Annotated in this window: 15 protein-coding genes; 5 read left to right on the top strand and 10 right to left on the bottom strand. The window is 73.9% G+C overall.

Annotation, left to right across the window (positions count from 1 at the left end; genetic code table 11):
• Both ftsL and rsmH read right to left on the bottom strand, forming a co-directional pair.
• Nucleotides 1-609 (bottom strand): cell division protein FtsL (gene ftsL, locus DN069_RS41090; RefSeq protein ID WP_279387942.1); only part of this gene is annotated, 609 nt, incomplete at its 3' end.
• A gap of 40 nt (nt 610-649) precedes the next feature.
• Nucleotides 650-1,621, bottom strand: coding sequence for a 16S rRNA (cytosine(1402)-N(4))-methyltransferase RsmH (rsmH, locus tag DN069_RS32825; RefSeq protein ID WP_111506890.1), 972 nt, complete (start codon nt 1,619-1,621; stop codon nt 650-652).
• 480 nt (nt 1,622-2,101) lie between these two features.
• Between rsmH and DN069_RS32820 the strand changes: the two genes are divergently transcribed.
• The 4 genes from DN069_RS32820 (at nt 2,102) to DN069_RS32805 (ending at nt 7,703) form a co-directional block, all read left to right on the top strand.
• Complete coding sequence (locus DN069_RS32820) at nt 2,102-2,617, top strand: beta-class carbonic anhydrase (RefSeq protein WP_111506889.1); 516 nt, start codon at nt 2,102-2,104, stop codon at nt 2,615-2,617.
• A gap of 294 nt (nt 2,618-2,911) precedes the next feature.
• Nucleotides 2,912-3,844 carry an AAA family ATPase gene (locus DN069_RS32815; protein WP_243640059.1) on the top strand — a complete coding sequence of 311 codons (933 nt, stop codon included), beginning with the start codon at nt 2,912-2,914 and terminating at the stop codon, nt 3,842-3,844.
• Nucleotides 3,845-3,847: 3 nt separating this feature from the next.
• Nucleotides 3,848-5,332: a DUF58 domain-containing protein gene (locus tag DN069_RS32810; protein WP_111506887.1), complete on the top strand. Its 1,485-nt coding sequence runs from the start codon at nt 3,848-3,850 to the stop codon at nt 5,330-5,332.
• A 1-nt stretch (nt 5,333) separates the two neighbouring features.
• The gene (locus tag DN069_RS32805; RefSeq protein ID WP_111506886.1) at nt 5,334-7,703 is read left to right on the top strand and encodes a transglutaminase TgpA family protein; all 2,370 of its coding nucleotides are present in this window, start codon (nt 5,334-5,336) and stop codon (nt 7,701-7,703) included.
• Nucleotides 7,704-7,730: 27 nt separating this feature from the next.
• On the opposite strand, the gene DN069_RS32800 is transcribed toward DN069_RS32805, so the two are convergent.
• The 8 genes from DN069_RS32800 to yczE form a co-directional block, all read right to left on the bottom strand.
• The gene (locus DN069_RS32800) at nt 7,731-9,389 is read right to left on the bottom strand and encodes an RICIN domain-containing protein (protein ID WP_243640057.1); all 1,659 of its coding nucleotides are present in this window, start codon (nt 9,387-9,389) and stop codon (nt 7,731-7,733) included.
• Between the two features lie 176 nt (nt 9,390-9,565).
• Nucleotides 9,566-9,964, bottom strand: coding sequence for a DUF3040 domain-containing protein (locus tag DN069_RS32795; RefSeq protein ID WP_111506885.1), 399 nt, complete (start codon nt 9,962-9,964; stop codon nt 9,566-9,568).
• 252 nt (nt 9,965-10,216) lie between these two features.
• Complete coding sequence (dinB, locus tag DN069_RS32790) at nt 10,217-11,401, bottom strand: DNA polymerase IV (protein ID WP_111506884.1); 1,185 nt, start codon at nt 11,399-11,401, stop codon at nt 10,217-10,219.
• A gap of 159 nt (nt 11,402-11,560) precedes the next feature.
• Complete coding sequence (locus DN069_RS32785) at nt 11,561-12,298, bottom strand: methyltransferase domain-containing protein (RefSeq protein ID WP_243640055.1); 738 nt, start codon at nt 12,296-12,298, stop codon at nt 11,561-11,563.
• 91 nt (nt 12,299-12,389) lie between these two features.
• Nucleotides 12,390-15,821: a DNA polymerase III subunit alpha gene (locus tag DN069_RS32780; RefSeq protein ID WP_111506883.1), complete on the bottom strand. Its 3,432-nt coding sequence runs from the start codon at nt 15,819-15,821 to the stop codon at nt 12,390-12,392.
• 64 nt (nt 15,822-15,885) lie between these two features.
• Entirely contained in the window at nt 15,886-16,440 is a 555-nt protein-coding gene (locus DN069_RS32775; RefSeq protein WP_424556353.1) for an SAV_6107 family HEPN domain-containing protein, read from the bottom strand.
• Between the two features lie 29 nt (nt 16,441-16,469).
• Complete coding sequence (locus DN069_RS32770; RefSeq protein ID WP_111506882.1) at nt 16,470-16,778, bottom strand: DUF6504 family protein; 309 nt, start codon at nt 16,776-16,778, stop codon at nt 16,470-16,472.
• Nucleotides 16,779-16,956: 178 nt separating this feature from the next.
• A complete protein-coding gene (gene yczE / locus DN069_RS32765) occupies nt 16,957-17,571 on the bottom strand; it encodes a membrane protein YczE (protein WP_111506891.1) in 615 nt (204 codons plus the stop codon).
• A 183-nt stretch (nt 17,572-17,754) separates the two neighbouring features.
• Between yczE and yczR the strand changes: the two genes are divergently transcribed.
• On the top strand, nt 17,755-19,248 hold the full coding sequence (yczR, locus tag DN069_RS32760) for a MocR-like transcription factor YczR (RefSeq protein ID WP_207892354.1): 1,494 nt from the start codon (nt 17,755-17,757) through the stop codon (nt 19,246-19,248).
• Nucleotides 19,249-19,304: the final 56 nt, after the last annotated feature.

Genomic DNA, 19,304 nt, shown 5'->3' with positions numbered 1-19,304 from the left:
GCTCCGTCCGTGGCCGGACGGGGTCGGGTGGGCCGGGTGACCGGCGACGTGGGCAGCCGGGCTGCCGCCCGGGTGGGCGACGTTGTGGGTGGCCGGCGTGCCGGCCGTGTGCGGCACGGCGGCATGGCCGGACGCGGACGGCGACGGCGAGGCGGAGCCCGACGCGGACGGGGTCGGAGTGGGCGTGGGAGTCGGGGCCTCGGGCGTGGGCAGCGGGCTCGGCGCGGCCGGGAGGTGGCTGGGGTCGCCCAGGACCTTGCCGCTGTCGGTGAGGAAGGCGGGGTTGCCCGCGGGCACCATGCCGAGCTGCCGCGCCCGCGCGGCCAGCGCGTCCGGCGCGGACCAGCCGTCGATCTGCTGCTGCAGGCCCTGCTGTTCGTTCGTCAGCTGCGTCGTCTGCCGCTGCAGCTTCTGCACGGTGAACGAGCCCTGGCTCAGCGCCGTGTTCAGCGTCAGCAGCGCGACCAGGCCCACGGCCAGCAGCACCATCACCAGGGCCGCGAACGGCCCGCGCCCGGCCCGGCGGCCCGGCCCCGGCTTCGGCCCCGGCCTCAGTCCCAGAGCCGTCCGGGCCCCGCCCGGCCGGTCCACGCCCCTCCCGACAGCCACCTGCCCGCTCCCCTCAGCTCGACCTCAGCGACGCCCGACCTCAGCGACCCGCCCGCTCGCGGATCCGCTCCGCGGCCCGCATCCGGACCGGCTTGGCGCGGCGGTTCTCCGCGACCTCCTCCTCGGTCGGCAGCTCCGCTCCGCGGGTCAGCAGCTTGAACCGCGGCTGGTGCTCCTCGGGGACGACAGGCAGTCCGGGCGGAGCGGTGGAGGCCGCCCCCTCCGCGAGGAAGCCCTTGACGAGCTTGTCCTCCAGCGAGTGGTAGGAGAGCACGACGATCCGCCCGCCGACCGCCAGCGCGTCGAGCGACGCCGGGATGGCCCGTTCCAGCACCGCCAGCTCCCCGTTGACCTCGATCCGCAGGGCCTGGAAGGTGCGCTTGGCGGGGTTGCCGCCGGTCCTGCGCGTCGCCGCGGGGATCGCGTTGCGCACCAACTCCACGAGACGCGCGCTGGTGGTGAACGGTTCCTTCTCCCGCTCCCGCAGGATGACGGAGGCGATCTTCCCGGCGAAGCGCTCCTCGCCGTAGACCTTGAGGATCCGGGCGAGCTCGCCGTGCGAGTAGGTGTTGAGCACCTCCGCCGCGCTGATCCCGACGGTCTGGTCCATCCGCATGTCCAGCGGCGCGTCCTGCGCGTAGGCGAAGCCCCGGTCGGCCTCGTCCAGCTGCATGCTGGAGACCCCGAGGTCGAACAGGACGCCCTGGACGCGCTCGACACCGAGCCGGTCCAGCACCTCGGGGATCTCGTCGTAGACGGCGTGCACGAGGCTCGCCCGGTCGCCGAAGGGAGCGAGCCGCTCACCCGCAAGGCGCAGCGCGGAGGGGTCGCGGTCGACGGCGATCAGCCGGGCCTCGGGGAAGGTGCGCAGCAGCGCCTCGCTGTGGCCGCCGAGGCCGAGCGTCGCGTCGACGACGACGGAGCCGGGCTCGGCCAGCGCCGGGGCCAGCACCTCCAGGGTGCGCCGGAGCAGTACCGGGACGTGCTTCGCGTTGTCCGCGGCGGAGCTCATCGGGGGCCTCTCTACTGTGGCCCGCACCGTCTGGTCCCCGCCCGCTCGCCCTGTGGGGTCGGTGCCCTCGGGCGCGGGTCCCTCTGGCGCCGGGGAAGGGGCGTCAGCGGGCGGCCTCGCGCGGGGCCGAGCGGGTGGAGGCCGGAAGGTACGGGCCCTCGTTCACGTGCACGCTGTCGATCATGGTGGAGCGTCCCTGCCGACACTCCCTCGACGTCGCGTCACTCTACTCCACGGCACCCCCCGGTCAATCAATCGCCACGGACCGCGCCACCTCCGGGTGACCGGGAAACCGCTGGTCAGCGACGACGGGTCGACACTCGGGGGCGCGCGGCCCCGCCGGGCGCGCCCCCTCCCCGGCGCGGGTCTCGCTCACGGGTCGTCCGAGCGCGCCGTGAGGCACGTGCACTGCGTCACAGCGCCCCGTTTCGCCGCATTCCCACCCTTCCCCAGCAGCGAATTCGCACTACGGTCATATGTATGACCACGACGCCCCGCACGGACGAGTCGATCATCGACAGCTTCGTCGCCCGCAACCGCGACTACGCCGAGCGCTACCGGGACGGCGGGATGGACGCCCGCCCGGTCCAGCGCGTCGCTGTCGTGGCCTGCATGGACGCACGCCTCGACGTGCACGCGGCGCTGGGCCTGGAGCTCGGCGACTGCCACATCATCCGCAACGCGGGCGGCGTCGTCACCGACGACACCATCCGCTCCCTGACCGTCAGCCAGCGTGCGCTCGGCACCCGCTCGATCGCCCTGATCCACCACACCGGCTGCGGTCTGCTCAACCTCACCGAGGACTTCCGGGTGGAGCTGGAGCAGGAGGTGGGCATCCGCCCCTCCTGGGCACTCGAGTCCTTCACCGACCTGGACCAGGACGTGCGCCAGTCCATGGCCCGGGTCCGCACCTCCCCGTTCCTGCTCCACCACGACGACATCCGTGGCTTCGTCTTCGACGTCACCACCGGCCTGCTGCGCGAGGTGGCCCCCTGAGCCCATGATCTTTACGGCAAATCGGCCCTAGTCAGCCAGTCGAGTGACGCAAACGCGGCGCACAGGGAACAATGCCTTCGAGCGGGCCCGCCCACGGGACTTGAGCAGGTCCGCCCAACGGGGATCCCGCGGCCGCAGGCCGCCGGGTGGACGGACGGGCCGAGGAGCTGCCGGGTGACGACCTACGACAACCGCTTCGACGATCTCAGCAGAGTCGACCGGCACGGGCCGGACGGACAGCACCCCCCGCAGCCCGCCGCTGCGGGCGCGGGCCTCGCCGAGCTCGACGCGGTCGTGGGGCGCATCCGCGCCTCCGTGGAGAGCGTGCTGGAGGGCAAGCCCGAGGCGGTCCACCTGGCCCTGACGGTGCTGCTCGCCGAGGGCCACCTGCTGATCGAGGACGTGCCCGGCGTCGGCAAGACCATGCTGGCCAAGGCGCTGGCGCGGTCCATCGACTGCACCGTGCGGCGCATCCAGTTCACCCCCGACCTGCTGCCCTCCGACATCACCGGCACCAACGTCTTCGACCAGAACCGGCGCGAGTTCGAGTTCAAGGCGGGCGCGATCTTCGCGCAGATCGTGGTCGGCGACGAGATCAACCGCGCCTCGCCGAAGACCCAGTCCGCGCTGCTGGAGTCGATGGAGGAGAAGCAGGTCACCGTCGACGGCGTCAGTTACGCGCTGCCCGCGCCGTTCATGGTGGTGGCCACGCAGAACCCCATCGAGATGGAGGGCACCTACCCCCTCCCCGAGGCCCAGCGCGACCGCTTCATGGCCCGGATCTCCATCGGCTACCCGAGCGCCGACGCCGAGCTGCAGATGCTGGACGTGCACGGCGGCGCCGACCCGCTGACCCAGCTGCAGCCGGTCGCGCACACCGACGACGTGCTGAAGTTGATCGATGTGGTCCGCAAGGTCCACGTGGCCGACGACCTGCGCCGCTACGCGGTCTCCCTGGTCTCCGCCACCCGCAACAGCTCCGAGCTGCGGCTCGGCGCCTCGCCCCGCGCGACGCTCCACCTGCTGCGCGCCGCCCGCGCCACCGCTGCGCTGGACGGGCGCGCGTACGTCATCCCCGACGACCTGCAGCGGCTCGCCGTCCCGGTGCTGGCGCACCGCGTGCTGCCGACCGCGGAGACCCAGCTCGGCCGCCGCACCGCCGAGGACGTGGTGCGCGACCTGGTCCGCGCCGTGCCGATCCCCCAGCTCGCCGCGAGGGGGCGCTGAGCCGTGCCGCCGAGCGCCGCACCGTCGCGCGAGAGGCGTGAACCCGGCACCGTTCGGCTGGCGCTGCACGGACTGACCACCCGCGGCCGCTGCTTCCTGGCGGCCGGGCTGACCGCGGTCTTCTGCGCCTACCTGCTCGGACAGTTCGCGCTGCTGCAGGTGGGCCTGCTGCTGACCGCGCTGCCGCTCGGCAGCGTCGCCATGCTGGTGCGCACCCGCTACCGGGTGGCCAGCGGACGGTCGCTGGCGCCCGCGCGCACGCCCGCCGGACAGGAGGCCCGGGTCAGCCTGCGCGTCGACAACGTCTCCCGGGTGCGCACCGGGCTGCTGATGCTGGAGGACCGGGTGCCCTACGTGCTCGGTCCGCGTCCGCGCTTCGTGCTGGACCGGATCGAGCCGCGCGGCTACCGCGAGGTCTCCTACCGGGTCCGCTCCGACCTGCGCGGCCGCTATCCGCTCGGGCCGCTGCAGCTGCGGCTCGGCGACCCGTTCGGCCTGTGCGAGCTGACCCGCTCGTTCACCGCCGCGGACCTGCTCACCGTCGTGCCGCAGGTGCAGGCGCTGCCGTCGGTCAAGGTGCTCGGCGAGTGGTCCGGCTTCGGCGACAGCCAGGCCCGCGCGGTCGCGCTGGCCGGCGAGGACGACGTGGTGCCGCGCGAGTACCGGCACGGCGACGACCTGCGCCGGGTGCACTGGCGCTCCACCGCCAAGTACGGCGAGCTGATGGTGCGCCGGGAGGAGCAGCCGCTGCGCCACCACGCCACGGTGCTGCTGGACACCCGTGACCGCGGGCACCGCGGCGCCGGCCCGGCCTCGTCCTTCGAATGGGCCGTCAGCGCGGCCGCCTCGGTCGCGCTGCACCTGTTGGACCGCGGCTACGAGGTGCGGCTGCTGACCGACACCGGCGAGCAGACCACCGCCTCCGGCTCGCCCGCCTCGGCTGGCGCCGGCACCGTCGGCGGAGGCGAGGCGGCCGGCCTGATGCTGGACCGGCTCGCCGTGGTCGACCTCTCCGACGGCCGGGGGCTCTCCCGCGCGGAGGACGTGCTGCGCCTGGGCGGCGAGGGCCTCCTCGTCGCGATCCTGGGCGCGCTGGACGACGAGCAGCTGGCGGAGCTCTCCCGGCTGCGCCGCCGCACCGGCTCGGCCGTGGCGCTGCTGCTCGACACCGAGAGCTGGACCCTGCTGCGCGGCCTCGGCGGCGGCACCGACACCGGCAACGGCGGCACCGCCGAGGGCACGGACGGCGAGCACGCCGACGCGGGCCCGGAGCAGGACGTCGGCCGCGAGCGGCACGAGCGGCTGCTGCGCCAGGCCGGCTGGCGGGTGCTGCCCGCGAGCAGCGGGGACTCGTTGCCGGAGCTGTGGCGGCTGCTGGCCCGCGGCGGGGCGGGGTCGGGACCGCGGGCCGCCACGGCGGCCGCGCCCGCCTCCCCCTCCGCCACGACGAGCACCACCACCAGCGCCACGACCGACGGGGGATCGTGAGATGAACGGGCGCACCAGGATCGCGATCTCCGCCGTGACCGCCACCGTGCTGACCGCGCTGTGCCTGTGGCCGCTGGTCGAGCCGACCAGCTGGCTCGTGGTCTCCGCGTTCCTGCTGGTACTGGTCGCCGCGACCGGGGCCGGCGGGCGGCGGCTCGCGCTGCCGCGTCCGCTGACCGTGCTGCTGCAGCTGCTGGTGGCCGTGCTGCTGATCACCTTCGCCTTCGCCGGCGACCAGGCCATAGCGCGGTTCATTCCCGGGCCGCAGGCGGTCCGGCAGCTGGGCACGGACCTGTCCTCGGGCATGGACGACGTCTCGCACTTCTCCTCGCCCGCCCCCGCGACGGTCGGCCTGCGACTGCTGCTGACCCTCGCGGTGCTCGGCATCGGCCTGCTCGTCGACGTCGTCGCGGTCACCTACCAGCGCGTCGCCCTCGCCGGCCTGCCGCTGCTCGCCCTGTACGCGGTGGGCACCGGCATCCACCCCAACGGGCCCGTCTGGTTCTTCTTCCTGCTGGGCTCGCTCGGCTACGTGACGCTGCTGATGGCCGAGGGACGCGACCGCGTCGCCCGCTGGGGGCGGGTCTTCCACGGCAACCCCGGCTCCTACGACGGCAGCAATCCGCTGACCTCCTCCGGGCTGCGGATCGCCACGCTCGCCGCGATCGGCGGGCTGCTGCTGCCGGTGCTGCTGCCCTCGGTCGGCTCCGGCATCGTCTCCGGTCTCGGCCACGGCGGCGGCACGGGAGACGGCGGCGGCATCATCACCGCCGTCAACCCGCTGGCCTCCCTGGCCCAGAGCCTGCAGCAGTCCACCCCCGAGCCGGTGCTGAGCTACACCACCAACGCGCCCGACATCGGCGACCAGTACCTGCGCATCGTCGACCTGGACCAGTTCAACGGCGTCTCCTGGACCACCAGCACCCACCGGGCCGTCTCGATGCCGACGCCGCTCGGGCCGCCGGGCGAACTGAACTCCGGCGTGCCGTCCACGGCGGTCACGACCAGGATCACCACCCACAGCGGCTACGACCAGCAGTGGCTGCCGATGCCGTACCCGGCCACCAACCTGTCCGTGCTCGGCGACTGGCGCTGGGAGCCCGAGGGGCGCACCGTGATCGGCGCCAACGGCCAGACCTCCTCCGGGCTCGCCTACCAGGTGGGCAGCCTCGCGCTCAACCCGTCGGTGGACCAGCTGCGCCAGGCCGCGCCGGCGCCCGCCGACATCCGGCGCGTCTACACCGCCCTCCCCCACGACCTGCCCGCCGTGGTCGCCGCCACCGCCAAGTCGGTGACGGCCTCGGCCGGCGACGACTTCGACCGGGCCGTGCTGCTGCAGGACTGGTTCGCGCTCAAGGGCGGGTTCAGCTACAACACCAACGTCCCGGTCAACGCCACGAGCGACGCGCTGGCCCAGTTCCTGGCCCACAAGCAGGGCTTCTGCGTGCACTTCGCCTCGGCCATGGCGGCCATGGCGCGCTCGCTCGGCATCCCGGCCCGGGTCGTGGTCGGCTTCACCCCGGGCACCGAGGGCGGCGACGGCTCCTGGCTGGTCACCACCCACGACGCGCACGCCTGGCCGGAGCTCTACTTCTCCGGTGTGGGCTGGCTGCGCTTCGAGCCGACGCCGCGCGCCGGCACGGTGACGCCGGTCTACAGCACCCAGACCAGCGCGCCGAGCAACGCCCCGGCGCCGAGCACGGGCGCGACCTCGGGCGCGCAGCCCACCGGCGGCGCGCGCAACACCCACGGCTGCTCGGCGGCCGCCCGGCACATGGGCGACTGCGGCCCGGGCGCCCAGCTCGGCGGCTCCGCGCCCCAGTCGGAGCTGTCGCCGAGCTCGCCGCTGCTGCTCGCCGTCTGGGCGCTGGCCGGCCTGCTGGTCGTGTTGCTGCTGGCGCCGATGGTGTGGCGGACCCGCACCCGGCGGGCCCGGCTGCGCCGCGGCCCGGCGAACCTGACCGACCAGCAGGTGCTGGCGGCCTGGCGGGAGATGGTCGACACCGCCTGGGACCACGGCATCCCGCCCGACGACGCGGAGACCCCGCGGCACACCGCGGCCCGGATCTCCGAGCTCGGCGGGCTCGGTCCCGGCCCGAGCGCGGCGGCCGGCCGGCTGGCGCTGGCGACCGAGCAGGTCCTGTACGCGCCGGTGGTCTCCACGCCGCTGTCGCTCCGTCAGGACGTGCGCGAGGTCCGCGAGGGCCTGTCGGCCGGCTCCGACCGGCGCACCCGGGTGCGCGCGGTGGTGCTCCCCACGTCCTCGTCCCAGCTGCTGCGCGGCCTGCCGGGCCGGGCCCGGGCGGCGGCCACGCTCTGGGCACAGGGCAGGGCCGCAGCGCTGCGGCGCAGGCTGCGGCCCCGGTCCTGAGCGGACGCGTGGTGCTGTTCGCGCGGGTTACCCGTGCAGGTAGACGATGCCCAGCTTGGTGAGCTGCCACAGCTGCGTGTCGGCGCCGGTGTCCCGCTGCAGGGTGGTGACCGGGTTGCCGGAGGAGTCGGTCGCGGCGCCGGTGCCGAGGGTGACCACCATGTTGGTGGCCGCCGAGTCGGCGATCTTGTAGTAGCCGTTGCCGGCCGGCTCGAACACCCAGTGCTGGTTGGCGCCGCCGTTGCAGCCCCACTGCTCCAGCTCGGTGCCGGCGGTGGTGGCGGCGCCGGTGGCGTCGAGGCACATGTTCCGGTTGCCGCTGAAGTCCAGCTCGTAGCTGCCGCCGGACTTGATCTCGAAGACGAAGGACTGGTTCAGCCCGCCGTCGATGCCGTAGGTGATCGCCGGGCGGCCGTTGGTGCTGTCGCCGTAGCTGCCGCCGCCGGAGAAGTCGAGCACCTGGCCACTGGCCTTGTTGGTCAGCTGGTCCCAGGCGCCGTCCTCGGGCACGTCACCGAAGGAGGTCACCCCTGGTGTCAGCGGCATGATCGTGGTGCCGTCCTGCTGGTCCAGGGTGCAGTAGGCCTCCTGCTGGGTCGGGTCGTTGTAGAAGTCCCCGAGGCAGGCGCCCTCCGCCTTGTAGCCGGCGACGCGCGGGTGGTACGACTGCCGCACCTCGTCCGTGCACAGGCCCAGCACGCCGATCGACTGGTCGCAGCCGTTGCGGGTGAGCTCACTGGTGTCGATCACGTCGCCGTTGATGTACTCGTACGGCGAGCTGGTCCACTCCGCGCAGACCTCGTGTCCGTAGGACACCCGGCGCTGGTCCAGGAACCGCACCCCCGGCACCGCCTCGGCCGCCGTCCGCTCGGTGTCGTCCAGGGTCGGCACCACCCAGTTGTGCGCCCAGGCGGCGTCCTCGGGGAAGCCGGGGCAGCCCTGGGCGACCTTGTCCACGTAGCTGTTACTGCGGATGTCCGGGGTGATCGGGGTGAAGTACGAGTTCAGCACCAGCTGGTAGCTGGAGTCGGCGTAGCCGGCGTTCCGCATGGTCTGGCGGATGTCGGTGAGCGCCGCCTCGATCTTCGGCAGCACGGCCTTGGCGCGGGCCGTGATGGCCGGGCTGCCGATGGTGTCGCGGCAGCCCTGCGACTGCGGCACCGGGAAGTAGGCGGTCAGGCAGCTGACCACGATCCCGGTGAAGTCGAAGTCGTCGTTGGCGCCGATGGTCACCACGACCATCTTGACGTCGTAGTTGGCCGCGGTCTGCGCCAGCTGGACGTCCTGCTTGGGCTCGCCGTAGTCGCCGCTGCCCCCGCCGGTGGTCTTGGCGAGGGTCGGGTCGGAGGTGAGGTCCCCGGTCTGCGCGCCGGAACAGGCGAGGTCGATGGGGGTGACACCGCTGACCCCGGTGTCGAAGATGGTCGACTCGCTGTGCCGGTGACAGAAGTTCTTGGGCCCGTCGGTGCCCGCCATGTAGGCGTCGCCGGTGTCGGTGCCCGCGCCTTCGCCCGAGATGGCGCTGTCGCCGAGGGAGACGATCGCCGCCGGCAGGCTCGCGCGGGTGCTCGTCGTGGACCCGGTGGCCGCGGCCGCGGGCTGCACCGCCGTGGTGCCGAGCGCGCCGACGAGGGCGGAGACGGCGAGGGCCGCGAAAGCAGCCCTGGCTCTGGATGATCTGGTCACGCAATGCTCCTGAGGGTGGACGGGGAGTGCCCGGATCGCCCATCAGGGTAGGTACTGACCAGTAAGTAAACAAGAGCTGTGCTCATGTTTTCTGGCGCGCCCACCACGCGCCCACAACGAGGAGCGGGCCCCGGAAATCCGGGACCCGCTCCTCGTACCGTCTGATCTGGGATGTGTCAGAAGCCGCCGCGCTGCTGCTCCTGCCGGTGCTGCCAGCGCTGCTCCATCCGGTCCACCAGGCCTCCACCGCGCTTGCGCCGCCGAACGACCGGCGCGCCGGTGCGCGAGTCGACCAGGGCCAGCCGCGGGATCCGCCGCCAGGCGGTGATCCCGAACACGGCACCCGCCAGCATCAGGACGAAGCCGCCCACGCTCACCCACTGCTGATGAAGGAAGAGGCCGCCCATGAGCAGACCCACCCCCACCACGAACCCCGCCGCCGACACGTAGACGGCCCGCCGTGTGCGCGTGCGCAGCCCCGTGCCTTCGAGGGCCGAAGCGAACTTCGGGTCCTCGGCGTACAGCGCTCGCTCCATCTGCTCAAGCAGACGCTGCTCGTGGTCCGAGAGCGGCACCTCGTCCTCCTCCTCTGGCCGCCTGGGGCGGGGAGCCGCCCTCGGGGCGCCCACCCCGCCGCACTGCCTGTCGTCCTGCTGATCTTTCAACTGGCCAGTGATGCGTGTATGCCCCGGGCGCCCGGCCGTCATGCTTGTTGGCTTTACCCGAATCATACGGTTCACGCGGGGGTTTTGGACTGCCGAGGAGCATGTGCGGTAGCTCTCTACGAACGGCCCGACACCCCTCGTCGCACCCGTTGTTCCGACCGGTCAACGACCCTCGGGCCGGAGAAGTTTCCTCGCTTCGCCGGATTTGCCGATCAAGCTCGCCGGACGCACCGCCGCGGCCCCGAACCTCGCCTGCACCCGGTCCACCGTCCGCTCCAGTTCCGACCACCCCACCTCCCGTTCCCCCAGGGCGAGCTGGGTCGGCCGCGCCTCCGCGTCCAGGCCCTCGACCCGCAGCCCCACCAGCCGGATCCGCGCCCGCGTCGGCACCAGCCCCGCGAACAGCGGCAGCGCCGCCGCGAAGATGTCATGGGCCAGGTCCACCGGCTCCGGCAGGGTGCGCGACCGGGTGACCGTCCGCAGGTCCGCGAAGCGGACCTTCACGGTCACCGTCCGGCCCGACAGCTTCGCCGCGCGCAGGCGCGCCGCGTTCGACTGGGCCAGGCCCAGCAGCGTCGTCCGGATCAGCTCGTGCTCCGCGGAGACGTCCGCCGGGAAGGTCCGCTCGCCGCCGACGCTCTTCTCGCCGCGCTGCGGCACCACCGGCCGCGCGTCCTCCCCGCGCGCGTAGTGCGCCAGCATGTCGCCTGCGGCGGCCCCCACGATCCGGCGCAGCGTGTCGTGCGGCGTGTCCGCTAGGTCCCCGACGGTGAGCAGCCCGAAGCGGGTCAGCGCCTCGGCGGTCTTCGGCCCGACCCCCGGCAGCCGGTCCGCGGCCAGCGGCCGCAGGAACGCCTCCACGTCGGCCTGCGGCACCACGACCATCCCGTCCGGCTTCGCCGCGACGGAAGCCAGCTTCGCGACCAGCTTGGTCGGCCCGACGCCGACGGACAGCGCGAGGTCCTGCTCCTCCCGCACCCTGCTCCGCAGCAGCTCCGCGAACGCGCGCGGCCTGATCCCCACCCCGGCGAGATCGAGGTACGCCTCGTCCATCGACACCGGCTCGACGCGCCGCGCGAACGCGTGCAGCACGGCCATGACGTTGGCCGAGACGACGGCGTACTCGTCCATGTCCGGCGCCACCATCACCAACTCCGGACAGAGCCGCCGGGCCCGCACGGTCGGCATCCCCCCACCGACCCCGTGCGCCCGCGCCTCGTACGACGCCGACATCACCACGCCGCGGGGCCCGGCACCACCGACGGCAACGGGCTTCCCCTGCAGCTCCGGCCTCCGCCGCTGCTCGACGGCGGCGTAGAAGGCGTCCAGATCCGCGTGCACGATCATGACCGATCGCTCCCGCGGGCCGTTGCACGATCCAGGGGCGCGAGGAACCACCCTGAGCAGATGGCCCTGCGCGTTCGGCCTGCCGGCTGCGCGGGTGGTTGCTCGCGCCCCGCGGCGCAGCCGCATATCGGTAGAGCCCCGCGCCCCTGAGGAAGCTGCCTAGCTGAGCTCGGCGAGAACGTGCAGCTGGGTTGCCACCGCGTGGAAGGACGGGTCCGCGGACGCGGCCTGCTCCAGGGCGAGGAGGGATTCGAGCGCGCCCGGCTCGGTGTCGACCAGGACGCCGGGGACCAGGTCGGCGAAAATGCGGACGCCGTGGACGGACAGGACCCGCAGGCCCGCGCCGTCGGCCAGGTCCTGGAGCTCGGCGCCGGTGAAACGGCGGGGCGCGTCGGCCTTCTGGACGCCGGAGAGCGCCGCGCGGGCCTCCGCGAAGTGGCCGGAGAGGGCACGCGCGAGGACCGCGCCGTTGCGGTTGGCAGCAAGCAGGCTGACCAGGCCGCCCGGGCGCAGCACGGCCGTGAGCTCGCGCAGCGACTCCGCCGGGTCGTCGACGTACTCGAGGACGCCGTGGCACAGCACCGCGTCCACGCTGCCGGCAGGCACCTGCTGGGCGAGGGTGTCGGTGTCGCCCTGTATGGCGCGGACCTGGCCGGTGACGCCGGCCTCCGCCGCGCGCCGCTCCAGGGCGAACAGCGCGTCGGGGCTGGGGTCGACGACGGTGACCCGGTGGCCGAGGCTCGCGACGGGGACGGCGAAGTTGCCCGTGCCGCCGCCCGTGTCCAGGACGTCCAGGACCTCGCGGCCGAGCGCCTCGGCCTGCCGGTCGAGCGCCGCGCGCAGCACCTCCCACACCACGGCGGTCCGAAGGGCGCTGCGGGGACGGGTCGGGTACACGGAGCGGCTCCTCGGGTCGAAGGTTCTGCCTGGCTGCCTGCCTGGTCGGGCCGACAGCCACACCCTATTGCCTTCCACCGGCGCCACGCGGTCATCCCGGGCTCCCGGGGCTGGTGTGCCACAGCTTGCGCGGGGCGTCCGCCGCCGGGACGCCGGGCGGCTTGAGGTCGGCGTACGGGGACATCTTGAACCCGCTGGGGTGCACCATGACGCGGCGCGCCGGCGCCTCCTCCGCCTCGGGCACGACGGCCAGCACGGCCCGCACCGCGTCCACGCCCTCCGCCCGCCACAGCTCGTGCAGCGCCGTCAGCTCCCACGCCGCCGTCGCGGTCAGCGAGACGCCGCGCGGGCCGGTGCGGCGGACGACGCCGCGGACCAGCAGCAGCCAGGAGTGGAAGACCGTGGCGGCGTAGTGCTGCTGCGCGTCCTCGAACATGGCGAAGTCCAGTGGGCCGGTCGCGTCGTCCAGGGTCGCGAAGACCACGCGGACGCCCGTCCGCACCGGCGGGGTCTGCGTGGCGACCTTGACCCCGGCGATCAGGATCTCGCTGCGGTTGCGCTGCCGCAGCAGCTCGTTCGAGCGCACCACGCCGAGCTCGCCCAGGAACGGCAGGTAGGGGCTGAGCAGATGCGCGCTGTGGTCCAGCCCCAGCGCCTCGATCTCGCCGCGGATCAGCTCCGTGTCGGTGGGGGTGGGCAGCGCCGTCGGCCCGGTCTCCCGCTCCTCCCCCGCCGCGTCGGCCAGCTCCAGCTGCGCGGGCAGCGGGCGGCGCGGGCCCTTGGGCCTCGGATCGGTCGCGGCGTGCAGCAGCAGGTCCCGGCGCGTGAGCCGCGGATGCAGCGCGTCCAGCGCGCCCGCCAGCACGAGGTTCTCCAGGGTCGGCTGGTCCGGCTCCGCGCGGCGGCGGAAGTCGGGCAGGCCGGCGTAGGGCGCGCCCTCGCGCTCGCGCACGATCCGGGCGATCTCGGCGTCGCTGATGCCCTTGACGTCGGCGAGCCCGATCCGCAGCGCGTCCCGCCCGTCCGCCGTCCGCTCCAGGGTGTAGTCGGCGACGGAGTCGTTGACGCTGGGCGGCAGCACCGGGACGCCGAACTGGCGGGCGTCGTCGAGGATCAGTCGCTTGGGATACATGCCCGGGTCGTGGGTGAGCAGCCCGGCGTAGAAGGCGGCCGGGTGGTGGGTCTTCAGCCAGGCGGACTGGTAGGTCGGCAGCGCGAAGGCGCCCGCGTGGGCCTTGCAGAAGCCGAAGGAGGCGAAGGCCTTCAGGATCTCCCAGACCCGCTCCACCACCGGTCGCGGATAGCCGCGCCGGTCGGCCTGGACGCAGAACCAGTCGCCGATCTCCTGCTGGCCCTTGATGCTGCCGAGGACGCGCCGCGCCTGGTCGGCCCGGTCGAAGCCGCAGCCCGTCATCTGCGCGATGATCCGGATCACCTGCTCGTGGAAGACGACGACGCCCTCCGTCTCGGCGAGGATCCCGCGCAGGTCCTCGTGGACGAAGACCGGATCGGCCCAGCCGTGGCGGGCGTTGAGGAAGGGGGTGACCATGTCGCTCTTGACCGGGCCGGGCCGGAACAGCGAGATGTCGATGATCAGGTCGCCGAAGGTCTGCGGCGCGAACTTGCCGATCAGCTCCCGCTGGCCGGGCGACTCGATCTGGAAGCAGCCCAGCGTCCGGGTGGAGCGGATCAGTTCGAAGGTCTCCTCGTCGTCCAGCGGCACCGCGTCCAGGTCGATCCGCTCCCCGCTCACCCGCTCCGTCTCGACGAGCGCGTGGGCCATCGCGGACTGCATCCGCACGCCCAGCACGTCCAGCTTGAGCAGGCCGATGGCCTCGACGTCGTCCTTGTCGAACTGGCTCATCGGGTAGCCCTGGGCGCTCGTCTCGACCGGGGTGCGGTCGCGCAGGCGGCGGTCGGAGAGCAGCACGCCGCTGGGGTGGAGGGCGATGTGGCGGGGCAGGCCGTCCAGCTTCTCGACGATGTCGAACAGGGCGGTGAAGACGCCCTCCTCCAGCCGGGAGTGGCGCAGCTCGGGCAGGTCGCGCATGGCGGCCCGGGCGTCGCGGGCGCGGATGTGCGGGAAGGCCTTGGCGACGGCATCGATCTCGGCGGGCGGCAGGCCCAGCGCCGCGCCCGCGTCGCGGACGGCGTGGCGGACCCGGTAGGTCTCCAGCATCGCCACGCACAGCGTCCGGTCGGAGCCGAAGCGGTCCAGGATCAGGTCGTAGACCTCGGTGCGGCGGGCGGACTCGACGTCGACGTCGATGTCGGGCAGCGAGACGCGCATCCCGGACAGGAAACGCTCCATCAGCAGCCCGTGTTCGAGCGGCTCGACACCGGAGATGCCGAGCAGGTGGTTGACCAGGCTGCCCGCGCCGGAGCCACGGGCCGCGCAGCGGATGCCGGCGGCGCGGGTGAGGTCGACGACCTCGGCGACGGTGAGGAAGTAGGGCTCGTAGCCGAGCCGGTTGATCAGCGCGAGCTCCTCCTCCAGCCGGGCGGTGACCTTCTCGTCGGGGCGCCCGTAGCGCCAGGTGACGCCCGCCTCGCAGCGGGAGCGCAGCTCGCGGATCGCGCCCGCCCGGGTGGTGCCGAGCACGCTCGGCTCGGGCATGTGCATGGAGCCGAGGCCGATGTCGTGGCCGTCCGGGTCGAGCAGGCAGCGCTCGGCGATCCGCCGGGTCTGCGCGAGCAGCTCGCGGGCCTCGGCGGCGGTGTCGCACAGGTCGTGGGCGAGCGCGGCCATCTCCGGACCGGATTTCAGGTACCCCTCGGCGTTGACCCGGTCGCGGGAGCTCAACTCCAGCGGGACCAGGCGGCGGGAGGCGTCCAGCACGTCGGCGACGGGCGCGTCCTCGGGCGCGAGGTAGCGCACGGCGTTGGTCAGCACGGCCGGGACGCCGGACTCCCTGGCCAGGCGCAGCAGTCGCTGGGCGACGCCGCGCGAGGCGGGGTGGCCGGGCGGGGCGAGGTGGTGCACCACCTCGATCACCACGGCCTCCCCGCATAGGGTGCGCCAGCGCAGCAGCTCCGCCTTGGCCTCGGCCATCCGCCCGGCGGCGGCCGCGCGCCCGACCGCGGAGTCGGGCCCGAGCAGCACGTAGAGCCGGTCGGCGGCGGCCGCGACCTGCTGCGCGGCGAGCACGGGACGCGCCCTGCGCGCTACGTCCTCGCCGTGCGCGGCGCTGACCAGGCGGCACAGCGCGGCGTACCCGGCCCGCCCGTTCCGGGCCAGCACGACAGCGCGCGGCGGGCGCGCGGCATCGGCGGCGGCGCGGTCGAGACCCTCCGCTCCGTGCTCGCAGGCGAGATCGGCGCCGATGACGGGTTGCAGGCCCGCCTTGACGCAGGCCTGCACGAAGCGGACCGCGCCGTAGAGGCCGTCCCGGTCGGTCAGGGCGAGCGCCCGCATGCCGAGCGAGGCGGCGTGCTCGACGAGCGCGGCGGGCGTGGCGGTGCCGTAGCGCAGCGAGTAGCTGGAGGCCGTGTGCAGATGCACGAAGGAGTCCGTGGGGCTCATGATGTGCGACTCCTCAAGGCGTTGTGGGCCCCTCCCGATCCCGCCGGCTACGTACTCGTCCCGCTCACCCCGTGCGGGGCATTCCCTCCTCCCCGCTGCGCGCCTGCGGCACGCCCGCGCCGCGGGCGACCAGCCGCTGCACGATCCGCAGGAACAGCGCGGTGTTGCGGACCAGGTCGTCCGCGTCGCGGGCGCTGGCGGCCGAGGTGATCCCGGCCTCCGCCGCGGCCCGCTTGGGCGCGCCCGCCGCGTAGTAGAGCGCCCACTCCGCCAGCTCCGGCGCGACCTCGGGCAGCACCTCCCAGGCGCTGCGGATCCGCTTTCGCTTGCGCGGGTTCTCCTCCGGCCGCCCACGCAGCGCGAGCACGGCGGCCGAGGCGCGCAGCGCCGCGAGGTGCGCGGCCGCGTACCGCTCCAGCGGGCCCTCCAACTCGCGCGCCTCGGCCAGCCCGCGCTGCGCCTGCGCCAGCAGGTCCACCGCGGCGGGCGGCGCACCGGCCCGTCGCAGCACCGGATGGATGTCCCCCGCCGGGCGGTAGGGCATGCCCGATCCGCCCACCGCGCTCGGCAGCGGCAACTGCAGCACCTGCGCCTGCGGCTTGTCCGTGGTCTCCCTCATGACGTACGCCCTCCCGTTCGGATCGCCGGTCAGTCAGTCGTTCGAGTGAGGGTCCAGCGGTCGGCGCCACGGTCGAAGGTGAGGTCGTAGACGCCGGCGGGGAAGCAGCGGCCGGGGCTGGCCTCGACCCGCCACACCTCCCGCTCCGTCCGGTCCAGCGCCTCCCCGGCGATCCGCCTGGCCTGGGCGGCCGAACGGACCTCCTCCCACCAGGCACCGCTCTCCTTCCAGTGCCCGAGCACCTCGCGCACCGCGTACACCTTGTCGTGCCAGAGGAAGTGCGTGGGCAAGCCCGTACCGCCGCGCACCTCGATCAGGTCCGCACGCCTCCTGCTCATCGCGTCCTCCTCCTTGCGACTCGTTCGAACTTTCGTTCGAACATCTCCAGAGTAACCTGCACGGCCCCTCGTTCGCCATGCTCCACCGCACCACTGACAAAAGCCGGGCGGGCGGTCACGTCACGTGACCGCCCGCCCGGCTCCTGAAGATGTCGTCCCAGCTCAGCGCCCGGGCTCGTTACCCACGCGCAGCCTCGTGGACAGCTCCGCCGCGCAGCCGCCCGGCGTGATCGCCCTCCGCCCCGCCCCGCCGCGCCGCGCTCGAACCACTCGCACGGGGAACGGTCAGCACGGGCAGGAAGAGCTGCACCAGGGGACCGATCGCCAGCGCGTACGCGACCGTCCCGACGCCCACCTGACCGCCCATCAGCCAGCCCACCAGCAGCACGGTGAGCTCGATCACCGTGCGCACCAGGCGCAGCGAGCCGCCGGTGCGGCGGGCGAAGCCGGTCATCAGGCCGTCGCGCGGGCCGGGGCCGAAGCGGGCGCCGATGTAGAGGCCGCCGGCGAGACCGTTGGCGACGATGCCGCCGACCAGCATCGCGGCCCGCACGGGCAGCCCGTGCAGGGCGGGCAACAGCGACAGGCCGGCGTCCACCGACAGGCCGATCACGAAGACGTTGCTGATCGTGCCGAGGCCGGGCTTCTGCCGCAGCGGGATCCACAGCAGCAGCACCGCCGCACCGATGATCATCGAGACGGTGCCGTACGAGAGCGGGAGGTGCCGGTCCAGGCCCTGGTTCAGCACGTCCCACGGTGCCAGCCCGAGCGAACCACGGATCATCATCGCCATGCTGAACCCGTAGAGCGCCAGGCCCAGATAGAGCTGGACGAGACGACGCGCGAGGACCACAGTGGCCCCTCCCTTCCCGCAGGTTCGAGTCTGCGGCTTGTCCTACGGTGACTGTTGGCATCACTCTGGAGGAGATTGGACTGCTCTTCCATAGCCAATTCGCGAGAAGTGGACTGACCGCAGATGCCACCCTCCCCCCGCGCGGCCTTCGGCGCCGCCCAGCTCGACCGCGCCCTCGGCCAGTGGCAGCGTCCCGGGGGCGGCCCCGCCTACCGCGCTCTCGCCGGCGGCCTGCGCACACTCGTCCTGGACGGGCGGGTGCCGGTGGAGACGCGGCTGCCCGCCGAGCGGGAGCTGTCCGCCGCGCTCGGGGTGAGCCGGACCACCGTGGCCGCCGCCTACGAACTGCTGCGCGACGAGGGCTTCCTGGCCAGCCGCCGCGGCGCGGGCAGCTGGACCACGCTGCCGGCCGGCCGGACCATGCCCGTGGTCGGCATCTCCCCGCACGCCGCGGGCGGCGGTCGGGGCGCGCGCGAGGTGATCGACCTCGGCATCGCCGCCATGTCGGCGCCCGAGCCGTGGCTGAGCCGGGCGATGGCGGCCGCCGTCGCCGAGCTGCCCGCCTGGACCTCCACCCACGGCGACTTCCCGGCGGGGCTCACCGCGCTGCGGCAGGCCGTCGCCGACCGCTACACCGCGCGCGGCCTGCCGACCGGCCCCGAGCAGATCATGATCACCACCGGCGCGGCCGGCGCCTTCTCGCTGCTGCTGCGTCAGATCCTCGCCCCGGCCGAGCGCGTGGCCGTCGAGTCCCCCGGCTTCCCCAACGTGCTGCAGGCCCTGCGCTACGCGGGCGGCCGGGCCGTGCCGGTCCCGCTGCTGGACGACGGCTGGGACCTGGAGGCGTGGGCCCGCACCCTGCGCGACGCCGCGCCGCGGCTGGCCTACCTGATCCCGGACTTCCACAACCCGACCGGACTGCTGATGTCCGAGGACGAGCGCCGCGCCCTGGTCGGGGCGGCCCGCGCCACCGGCACGCTGCTGGTGGCCGACGAGACCATGGCCGAGCTCAGCCTCGCGGCGGACCCGGACGAGCCGATGCCGCGCCCCCTGGCCGCCTTCGACCACGGCGGCACCGTGGTGACCCTGGGATCGGCGGGCAAGACGTTCTGGGGCGGGCTGCGGATCGGCTGGATCCGGGCCACTCCGGACCTCGTCCGCCGCCTGGCCGGGGACCGGGCCAGCCTCGACGTCTCCTCCCCGGTGCTCGAACAGCTGGCGGTCCGCCACCTGCTGGCACCCGAGACGCTGCCGGAGATCCTGGCCCACCAGCGCGACCGGGTCCGCACCCAGCGCGACGCCCTGGTGGCGGCGGTCCGCGAGTTCCTGCCCGGGTGGACCTTCCGGATCCCGCAGGGCGGCCTCTCGCTCTGGGTGCGCACCGCGCCGGGCGTGTCCGGCAGCGCGCTGGCGACGACGGCCGAGCGGCACGGCGTCTGGGTCGGCTCGGGCCCGCGCTTCGGGGTGGACGGAGTGCTGGAGCGGTTCGTCCGGCTCCCCTACTGCCTCCCCCCGGAGACCTCCCGCGAGGCGGTCCGCCGCCTGGCCGCGGCCGCGGCATCCCTGACCGGCGTCGACCCCGCTCCCGCCCCGACGGCCGAGGTCACCCTGCTGTAGGTCCGCGAACCGCTGTAGATCTGCGAAAGAGGTACGCGGGGCAAAAGGCGGCGGAC

It is taken from the genome of Streptacidiphilus pinicola (assembly GCF_003258295.1).
In the GTDB taxonomy this organism is placed as follows: domain Bacteria; phylum Actinomycetota; class Actinomycetes; order Streptomycetales; family Streptomycetaceae; genus Streptacidiphilus; species Streptacidiphilus pinicola.
Note: the sequence above shows the minus strand (reverse complement) of the source record. Positions and strands in the feature narration are given on the sequence as shown.

Excerpts from the sequence above, each read along its gene's own strand:
- rsmH (WP_111506890.1), bottom strand. The coding sequence starts at position 1,621 with ATGAGCTCCGCCGCGGACAACGCGAAGCACGTCCCGGTACTGCTCCGG.
- DN069_RS32820 (WP_111506889.1), top strand. The coding sequence starts at position 2,102 with ATGACCACGACGCCCCGCACGGACGAGTCGATCATCGACAGCTTCGTC.
- DN069_RS32805 (WP_111506886.1), top strand. The coding sequence starts at position 5,334 with ATGAACGGGCGCACCAGGATCGCGATCTCCGCCGTGACCGCCACCGTG.
- dinB (WP_111506884.1), bottom strand. The coding sequence starts at position 11,401 with ATGATCGTGCACGCGGATCTGGACGCCTTCTACGCCGCCGTCGAGCAG.
- DN069_RS32780 (WP_111506883.1), bottom strand. The coding sequence starts at position 15,821 with ATGAGCCCCACGGACTCCTTCGTGCATCTGCACACGGCCTCCAGCTAC.
- DN069_RS32775 (WP_424556353.1), bottom strand. The coding sequence starts at position 16,440 with ATGAGGGAGACCACGGACAAGCCGCAGGCGCAGGTGCTGCAGTTGCCG.
- DN069_RS32770 (WP_111506882.1), bottom strand. The coding sequence starts at position 16,778 with ATGAGCAGGAGGCGTGCGGACCTGATCGAGGTGCGCGGCGGTACGGGC.
- yczE (WP_111506891.1), bottom strand. The coding sequence starts at position 17,571 with ATGGCGATGATGATCCGTGGTTCGCTCGGGCTGGCACCGTGGGACGTG.
- yczR (WP_207892354.1), top strand. The coding sequence starts at position 17,755 with ATGCCACCCTCCCCCCGCGCGGCCTTCGGCGCCGCCCAGCTCGACCGC.